General features: G+C 65.8%; 8 protein-coding genes. 4 read left to right on the plus strand and 4 right to left on the minus strand.

Going from position 1 to position 8,646, the window contains the following annotated elements; translation table 11 throughout:
• A partial coding sequence (locus EOA38_RS19865; RefSeq protein WP_127300017.1) for an ATP-binding cassette domain-containing protein occupies positions 1-439 on the minus strand: 439 nt, incomplete at its 3' end.
• Positions 440-649: 210 nt separating this feature from the next.
• Between EOA38_RS19865 and EOA38_RS19870 the strand changes: the two genes are divergently transcribed.
• From EOA38_RS19870 to EOA38_RS19885, 4 genes are all read left to right on the plus strand, one after another.
• Complete coding sequence (locus EOA38_RS19870) at positions 650-1,522, plus strand: dimethylarginine dimethylaminohydrolase family protein (protein WP_127300018.1); 873 nt, start codon at positions 650-652, stop codon at positions 1,520-1,522.
• Positions 1,519-2,163 (plus strand): TetR family transcriptional regulator C-terminal domain-containing protein, encoded by a 645-nt coding sequence (locus EOA38_RS19875; RefSeq protein ID WP_245480881.1) that lies wholly within the window; start codon positions 1,519-1,521, stop codon positions 2,161-2,163. The genes EOA38_RS19870 and EOA38_RS19875 overlap by 4 nt, the downstream gene beginning before the upstream one ends.
• Positions 2,164-2,213: 50 nt before the next feature.
• Complete coding sequence (locus tag EOA38_RS19880) at positions 2,214-3,794, plus strand: 5-guanidino-2-oxopentanoate decarboxylase (protein WP_127300020.1); 1,581 nt, start codon at positions 2,214-2,216, stop codon at positions 3,792-3,794.
• A gap of 181 nt (positions 3,795-3,975) precedes the next feature.
• Positions 3,976-4,683 (plus strand): SDR family NAD(P)-dependent oxidoreductase, encoded by a 708-nt coding sequence (locus EOA38_RS19885; protein WP_127300021.1) that lies wholly within the window; start codon positions 3,976-3,978, stop codon positions 4,681-4,683.
• A gap of 78 nt (positions 4,684-4,761) precedes the next feature.
• Here the strand turns inward: EOA38_RS19885 and rpsA are convergent, their stop codons facing one another.
• From rpsA to aroA, 3 genes are all read right to left on the minus strand, one after another.
• The gene (gene rpsA, locus EOA38_RS19890) at positions 4,762-6,459 is read right to left on the minus strand and encodes a 30S ribosomal protein S1 (protein WP_126090587.1); all 1,698 of its coding nucleotides are present in this window, start codon (positions 6,457-6,459) and stop codon (positions 4,762-4,764) included.
• A 205-nt stretch (positions 6,460-6,664) separates the two neighbouring features.
• Complete coding sequence (gene cmk / locus EOA38_RS19895; protein ID WP_127300023.1) at positions 6,665-7,315, minus strand: (d)CMP kinase; 651 nt, start codon at positions 7,313-7,315, stop codon at positions 6,665-6,667.
• A gap of 111 nt (positions 7,316-7,426) precedes the next feature.
• A partial coding sequence (aroA, locus tag EOA38_RS19900; RefSeq protein WP_127300022.1) for a 3-phosphoshikimate 1-carboxyvinyltransferase occupies positions 7,427-8,646 on the minus strand: 1,220 nt, incomplete at its 5' end.

Below are 8,646 nucleotides of genomic sequence, written 5' to 3' on the forward strand. Positions count from 1 at the left end.
GCTGCTTGCCCGCGTCGGGCTTGACGCCGAGCACATGCACCGGAACCTCGATGACGTTCTCGATCAGCGTCATGTGGCTCCACAGGTTGAAATTCTGGAACACCATGCCGAGCCGGGAGCGGATGCGCTCGATCTGCTTGCGGTCGGCCGGAACCGTGTGGCCGTGGCTGTCGGCCTTGAGCTTGATCTCCTCGCCGTTGACGCGAATGATGCCGCTGGTCGGGTTTTCCAGGCAGTTGATGCAGCGCAGCAGTGTCGACTTGCCCGAACCCGAGCCGCCGATGATGGCGATCACCTCGCCGTCGCGCGCCGACAGCGAAACGCCCTTCAGGACGTGCAGCTGGCCGAATTTCTTGTGCAGGTTCTCGACATGGATGGCTTCGGCGGCGCCGGTTTGCGCCTCGCCGGATGGGACTGCGGCAGCCTCCACCGCGCTCAACGGGTGACCTCTAATTGGTCGAAGGCAGTTCGTCGAACGTCCATCCGGCTAATCAACATACGCTGTACTGCCCGTTCCAGACTTCAGCATGGACCCGACAGCGCGAGCCCGTCAATCCCGCTTATTACGGCACTTGCGGCCTTGTTATGCAAGTGTATAAATAGCCTTTCATGAAATTTTCTCGGTTTTTTTCAGCATAAAAGGGCATCGATGAGCGCTTTCGGATCACAGTCCATGGCGGCGCCGCTGCGGCGCGTGCTGATGCGGTCGGCAGCCAACGCCATGCGCGACGCCGACAGAGCTCAATGGCACTATGGCCCGGGGTTCAACCCGGCGAAAGCTGCCTCGCAGCACGCGGTTCTTGCTGAACTGGTGGCGGCTTCCGGCGCCGAAATCGAATGGATCGAGGACAGGGCCGACGGCCTTTCGGATTCGGTGTTCACGCACGATCCATCGCTGATGACCGACCGCGGCGCGCTGATCCTGTCCATGGGCAAGCCATTGCGCGCCGGGGAGCCGTCGCTGCATGAGGAAACCTACAGAAGACTGGGCATTCCGATCCTCGGCCGCGTCGAGGCTCCTGGCCAGGTCGAAGGCGGTGATTGTGTATGGGTGGATGCCCGCACGCTGGCGATCGGGCGCGGTGTCCGCTCCAATCAGCAAGGCATCCAGCAGGTTTCCAACCTGCTGACGCCGCTGGGCATTTCCGTCTACGGCTTCGATCTGCCGCTGTGGCAGGGCGAAGAGGCGTGCCTGCATCTGATGTCGGTGATCAGCCCGCTGGCCGACGATCTCGCGCTGGTCCATTCACCGCTTCTGCCGGCCCCGTTCTATCAGATGCTGAAGGCGCGGGGCGTCCGGCTGGTCGAAGGCGACGCCGGAGAATTCGCCGCTTCCAACGGGCTCAGCCTGAACGTGCTGCCGACCAGCCCGCTCAAGGTCATTGCCGTCGCAGGCTTTCCCAGGACCAAAGCCGCGATGGAAGCCGCCGGCTGCGCGGTTGAGATCTTCGAGGCGGATGCGCTCTGCATCGCCTGCGAAGGTGGGCCGACATGCCTGACGCGGCCGATCCTGCGCCAATGAATGCGCGCCGTAAGTTCCGTCGCGAGGGCGAGGAGCGGCGGCGGCAGGATCTGATCGAAGCGACTCTGGACAGCGTGGCCGAATATGGCCTGCAGGGCGCCACCTTGCGCACCATCGCATTGCGTGCCGGCGTCACCGCCGGGCTGATCCGGCACTATTTTCCCGGCAAGGAGGAATTGCTGCAGGAGGCCTATACGGCGCTGGTCGGCCGCATGACCGAGCAGGCGAAAGCAGCATTGGTCATGGAAGATGCCTCGCCGCGCCAACGCCTTGCGGCTTTCGTCACCGCCAACCTCAACGCGCCGATCATCGACGCGCGGGTATTTTCGCTCTGGGCAACCTTCATCGGCCGGGCAGGTTCGGATCCGACGCTCGCCCGTGCCCACCGCGAAGGCTATCTTGGCTTTCGCAACGAGGTGGAAGCGGTTGTGGCCGAAGTGCTCGCCGCCGAACGGCGCAAGCCGGACGCAAATGAGCTGCGCCACCACGCCATCGCGATCAATGCAATCATCGACGGGCTCTGGATCGAAGGCTGCCTGGCCGGCGAGATGTTCTCGCCCGGCGAATTGGCGGCGATCGGCATCAAGGCCGTCGAGGCCGAACTCGGTCTCGAGCCGCTAGAGCAATTCCAGGAAAAGTGAGAAGCGGTTTTCCGTCCGGAATTGCGTAAGAAACAAAGGGAAGAAGACCAATGACAACCGTCGGCGAAGCGCTCATCACCTTGCTCGAGGCGCATGGCGTCGACATCGTCTTCGGCATTCCGGGCGTGCACACCATCGAGCTTTATCGCGGCCTGGCGCGCTCAAAGATCCGTCATGTCACGCCGCGCCACGAACAGGGCGCCGGCTTCATGGCCGACGGCTATGCGCGCGCCAGCGGCCGGCCGGGCGTCGCCTTCGTCATCACCGGCCCGGGGCTGACGAACACCATCACCGCCATGGGCCAGGCGCGCGCCGATTCGGTGCCGATGCTGGTGATCTCCGGCGTCAACGCCACCGATACGCTTGGCAAGGGCCTCGGCTTCCTGCACGAACTGCCCGACCAGCGCGGCATGATGGAGAAGGTGGCGCTGTTCTCTGAGCGCGTCACCGAGGCCAAGGAGCTGCCCGGTGCGCTCGCCCGCGCCTTCGCCGTTTTCTCCTCGTCGCGTCCGGGTCCGGTCCATATCGAGATCCCGACCGATGTCATGGTCAAGCCCGCCGGGGGGCTCGCGCCGGTGCCGAGCAACACCGCGCCGCCCGCCCCGGCAGCTTCGGTGGTGACCGAGGCAGCGAGGTTGATCAGGGCGGCTCGTCGGCCGCTGATCCTCGCCGGCGGCGGCGCGAAGCAGGCCGATGCCGCGCTGACGCGCTTCGCCGAAGTGCTGGGCGCGCCGGTCGTCGAGACCGCCAATGCGCGCGGCCTGCTGCATGGCCATCCGCTCTGCGTGCCGGCAAGCCCGAGCCTGAAGGCGGTGCGCGCGCTGATGGCGGACGCCGATCTGGTGATCGCCGCCGGCACCGAATTCGGCCCGACCGACTATGACGGCTATGCCGACGGCGGCTTCGTGCTGCCGCCGAACCTCATCCGCATCGACATCGGCGCCGACCAGATCGCGCGCCGCCCGGTCACCGTCGCGATCCAGGCCGATTGCGCCGAAGCGCTCAATGCGCTGCTGGCTGAGCTGGGCCCCACCCATGTCGCCGCGCAAGACGGCGCTGCCCGCGCGGCCGCGGCGAGAGAGGCGGCGCTGGCCGAGCTGAGGCCTGAATATGTGGCGCAGATGCGCGCCGTGGAGGTTATCCGCGACGCGCTGCCGGGCGCGATCATCGTCGGCGACTCGACCCAGCCGATCTATGCCGCCAACCTCTATTACGACCACGACCGGCCGGCCGGCTGGTTCAACGCCGCGACCGGCTTCGGCGCGTTGGGTTACGGCCCGCCGGCGGCTATCGGTGCTGCCCTTGCCGTGCCCGAGGCGCCCGTCGTTTGCCTGACCGGCGACGGCGGCTTCCAGTTCACCTTGCCGGAGCTGGGCGCCGCGCTCGACGCCGCCGCCCCGGTGATCTTCGTCGTCTGGAACAATCGCGGCTATCGCGAGATCGAGACCTCGATGCTCGATGTCGGGGTCGAGCCCGTCGGCGTGTCGCCGGCGCCGCCGGATTTCTGCAAGCTCGCCGAGGCTTACGGCATGGCGGCCGAGCGGCTGGCCGGGGTCGGCGGCCTCGCCGAGGCGCTGAAGCGTGCGCGCGCGGCAGGCAAGCCGCGCGTCATCGAAATCACGATCGATTGAAAGCTTGGCGCTTGCGCGTGAAGGCTCTGGCGTCTGCGGATATTTGCCGGCCGCGGTGGCCTGACGCATGCAAAGAAGGGACGCAGCCATGTCGATATTTCAATTGAGTGGCAGCGCGAAAGGCGCAACGTTCGACGCTGGGGCGGCATAACCATAAGAATACGACAGGAGCAGTCGAAATATGACGGAAACGCTTAACGGCAGGCATGTCGTGGTGACGGGCGGCACTGGGGCGCTCGGCGGCGCGGTTGTCGGCAGATTGCTGGAGCAGGGCGCGATCTGCCATGTGCCCAATGCCCATGCCGCGGCTCCGCCGCACTTTCCTTATGCGGCCCACGCCAGTGTCCACCTGGCGCACAATGTCGACCTCTCGGACTCCGCCAAGGTCGAGGCCTTCTACCATCAGGTTCCGGAGCTTTGGGCTTCGATCCACCTCGCCGGCGGTTTCACCATGGCGCCGGTGGAGAAGATCGAATCGGCGTCCTTCGCCGAGATGATGGACACCAACGCCCGCACGACCTTCCTGTGCAGCCGCGCCGCGGTGCGCACTATGCTGACGTCGGGCACCGCCGGGCGCATCGTCAACGTCGCCGCGCGCGCCGGGATCGATCCCAGGCGCGGATCCGGCATGGTCGCCTATGCCGCCAGCAAGGCGGCGGTTGCCGCGATGACGCAGGCGATGGCCGAGGAACTGAAGCACAAGGGCATCCTCGTCAACGCCGTGGCGCCCTCGACGCTCGACACGCCGGCCAACCGCGCCGACATGCCGGACGCCGATTTCACCAAATGGGTCAGCCTGGAGGCAGCCGCCGAAGCGATCGCCTATCTCGCCTCGCCCGCCAACCAGGCGATGAGCGGCACGCTGGTGCCGCTTTACGGCCGGGCCTGAAACGCCAACTCATCGGGCAAACAAAAACCCCGCCGGATCGCTCCGGCGGGGTTTTTGTTTGGATCCTAGCGAAGGAGCTTAGTTGCCCTGCTTCTTCAGCGCCGCGCCCAGGATGTCGCCCAGCGAAGCGCCGGAGTCGGTCGAGCCGTACTGGGCGACCGCTTCCTTCTCCTCGGCGATTTCCAGCGCCTTGATCGAGACCTGCAGCTTGCGGGTCTTCTTGTCGAAGGCGATGACGCGGGCATCGACCTTCTGGCCGACGGTGAAGCGCTCGGGGCGCTGCTCGTCGCGGTCGCGCGAAAGGTCCGAACGCTTGATGAAGGTCTCGAGGCCGCTGTCGACCAGCCGCACTTCCAGACCGCCGTCCTTCACCGCGATGACCTCGCAGGTGACGACGGCGTTCTTGCGCAGCTCGCCGCTGCTCGCCGCTTCACCGACCGTGTCGCGGGCCAGCTGCTTGATGCCGAGCGAGATGCGCTCCTTCTCGATGTCGACGTCGAGCACCTGCGCCTTGACCATGTCGCCGCGATTGTACTCTTCGATCACCTGCTCGCCCGGACGGGTCCAGTCGAGGTCGGAGAGGTGGACCATGCCGTCCACGTCGCCTTCCAGGCCGATGAACAGGCCGAACTCGGTCTTGTTCTTGACCTCGCCCTCGACCTGGCTGCCGACCGGGTGGCTGCGCGCGAAGGCTTCCCACGGGTTCTCCAGCGTCTGCTTGAGACCGAGCGAGATGCGGCGCTTGGCCGGATCGACCTCGAGCACCACCACGTCGACTTCCTGCGTCGTCGACAGGATCTTGCCGGGGTGCACGTTCTTCTTCGTCCACGACATTTCCGAAACGTGGATGAGGCCCTCGATGCCCGGCTCCAGCTCGACGAACGCGCCGTAGTCGGTGATGTTGGTGACGGTGCCCTTGATCTTCTTGCCGATCGGGAACTTGGTGCCGATATCCGACCACGGATCGCTCTCGAGCTGCTTCATGCCGAGCGAGATGCGATGGGTTTCCTGGTTGATGCGGATGATCTGCACCTTGACCGTCTGGCCGATGTTGAGGATCTCGGTCGGATGGTTGACGCGGCGCCATGCCATGTCGGTGACATGCAGCAGGCCGTCGATGCCGCCGAGGTCGACGAACGCACCGTAGTCGGTGATGTTCTTGACCACGCCTTCGACCACCTGGCCTTCCTCGAGGTTCTGCACGATCTCCGAACGCTGTTCGGCGCGGCTCTCCTCGAGCACGGTGCGGCGCGACACCACGATGTTGCCGCGGCGGCGATCCATCTTGAGGATCTCGAAGGGCTGCGGGTTGTGCATCAGCGGCGAGACGTCGCGGATCGGACGGATGTCGACCTGGCTGCGCGGCAGGAACGCCACGGCGCCGTCGAGATCGACGGTGAAGCCGCCCTTGACCTGGTTGAAGATGACGCCTTCGACGCGCTCACCCTTGGTGAACTTCTCCTCGAGGCGCACCCAGCTCTCTTCGCGGCGAGCCTTCTCGCGCGACAGCATGGCTTCGCCAAGCGCGTTCTCGATGCGCTCGACATAGACTTCGACGGTGTCGCCGACCTTGAGGGAGGAGTCCTTGCCCTTGGCGCCGAATTCCTTCAGCGGCACGCGGCCTTCGACCTTGAGGCCGACATCGATGATGGCCATGTCCTTTTCGATCGCGGTGATCGTGCCCCGGACAACCTGGCCCTCGCCGGAATGGCCGGCGGTGAATGATTCTTCGAGCATGCTCGCGAAATCGTCGCGAGTGGGATTTGCAGCTGACATTGTCTCTCCTGGAGTGCTCCGCATAACGAGCGGAGCGGGCGCCGTGGGCTAGCGTTGCGTGAGCCTGCCGGCGTTCCGGGCTGAAGAGCCCTTGGCCGCTCTCAAGCGGCAAGTCCGGCGCATGAAGAATGCTGGCAGGCTGGTTCGTGCCCGATATGGGTATTTTCATCGCCTCCGGCAACAGAAGCACGAGGGAAAACCCGGATCAGGCCTTGTTTCTCTTGGCCAGGACGTCGTCAACGATCGCCATCGCCGCCAGAAACGCGGCTTCTATAGCCATTTCGCTGGTATCAAGCAAGTGCGCGTCTCCCGCCGGCTTGAGCGGCGAGTCGGCTCTGCCCATGTCGCGCTCGTCGCGGCGCTCGATGTCGGCGAGGATGGTGGCGAAATCGGCACTGCCGCCCATGCTCTCGATTTCGGCCAGCCGGCGCTTTGCCCGCACCTCCGCACTTGCCGTCACATAGAGCTTGATGTCGGCGTCCGGGCACACGACGGTACCGATGTCGCGGCCGTCGAGCACCGCGCCCGGCGGCGCCTTCGCGAACGCACGCTGCTTCTCGACCAGGATGCGCCGGACGGTTGGAATGACCGCGACCTTGGAGGCTGCTTCGCCCACCGCATGCGCGGAAAGCACTGTGCGGTCGAGGTTCGACAAGTTCACCTGGCGCGCCGCAGTTTCGGCCGCCGAGACATTGTCGAGCGGCAGGCCGAGCTCCAGCAGCTTGTGCGCGACCGCGCGATAGGTGAGGCCGGTATCGAGCAGATTCAGCCGGTAATGGTCGGAGAGTCGGCGGGCGAGGGTGCCCTTGCCGGCGCCTGCGGGGCCGTCGATGGCGATGGTAAAGGTGTGGGTCATGGGCGGGGCGACGCAACCGAAGGGCGCGATGAGCAAGACAAGCGCCGAGTTCCTTCACACCCCCCTCTGTCCTGCCAACATCTCAGTTCGGCTCCAATCCATCCATCGCCCTTACTCGATCTCCGCGCCGAGTCCCTTCATCAATCCCATGAACTCCGGGAAGCTCGTCGCGATCATGTTGGCGTCGTCGATGGTCACCGGCTTTTCCGTCGCCAGCCCCATGATCAGGAAGCTCATGGCGATGCGGTGGTCGAGATGCGTCTTTACCGCCGTGTCCTGGCCGTTCGGATGAGCGCCCAGCCCCTTGCCGCCCGGCTTGCCGCGCACGGCAAGCGAGGCTTCGCCCTCGGTGCAGTCGACGCCGTTGAGCTTGAGGCCATTGGCCACCGCCGCCAACCGGTCGGATTCCTTGACCCGAAGTTCCTCCAGCCCCTGCATCAGCGTCTCGCCTTCGGCGAAGCTCGCGGCGACGGCCAGCACGGGATATTCGTCGATCATCGACGGCGCCCGCTCCGGCGGCACCACGACGCCCTTGAGATCGGAGGAGCGCACGCGCAGATCCGCGACATCCTCGCCGCCGGCATTGCGCGGGTTGAGAATGTCGATGCGGCCGCCCATCTCCTGCAGCGTCAGAAGCAGGCCGGTGCGGGTCGGATTCATCAGCACGTTCTCGATTATAATGTCCGAGCCCGGCACGATGAGCGCGGCCACCAGCGGGAAGCCGGCCGAGGACGGGTCGCCGGGCACGGCGATGGTCTGCCCGGTGAGCTTGCCCTGGCCATCGATGAAGATGTGGCGCACGCCGCGTTCGTCGGTCTCGACGGTCAGGTTGGCGCCGAAGCCCTTCAGCATCTTTTCGGTATGGTCTCGCGTCATCACCGGCTCGATCACAGTGGTGATGCCCGGCGTGTTGAGGCCGGCAAGCAGCACCGCCGACTTCACCTGGGCCGAGGCCATCGGCACGCGATAGGTGATGGGCGCGGCGTGTTTCGGGCCGCGCAGCGTGATCGGCATGCGGTCGCCCGGTGCCGCCTTCAGCACCTGCACGCCCATCTGGCGCAGCGGCTCCAGCACCCGGCCCATCGGCCGGCCGGAGAGCGATGCGTCGCCGATGAAGGTCGTCTCCATGTCGTAGGTGCCGACCAGGCCCATGGTCAGCCGCGAGCCGGTGCCGGCATTGCCGAAATCGAGCGGACCTTCCGGCTCGAGCAGCGCGCCGTTGCCGGTGCCGCGGATCACCCATTCGGCGCCCTTCTTTTCGATATGCGCGCCCATTGCCTTCATGGCGGCGCCCGTGCGCATCACGTCCTCGCCTTCGAGCAGGCCGGTGA

Source organism: Mesorhizobium sp. M1E.F.Ca.ET.041.01.1.1 (assembly GCF_003997355.1).
Taxonomy (GTDB): Bacteria; Pseudomonadota; Alphaproteobacteria; order Rhizobiales; family Rhizobiaceae; genus Mesorhizobium.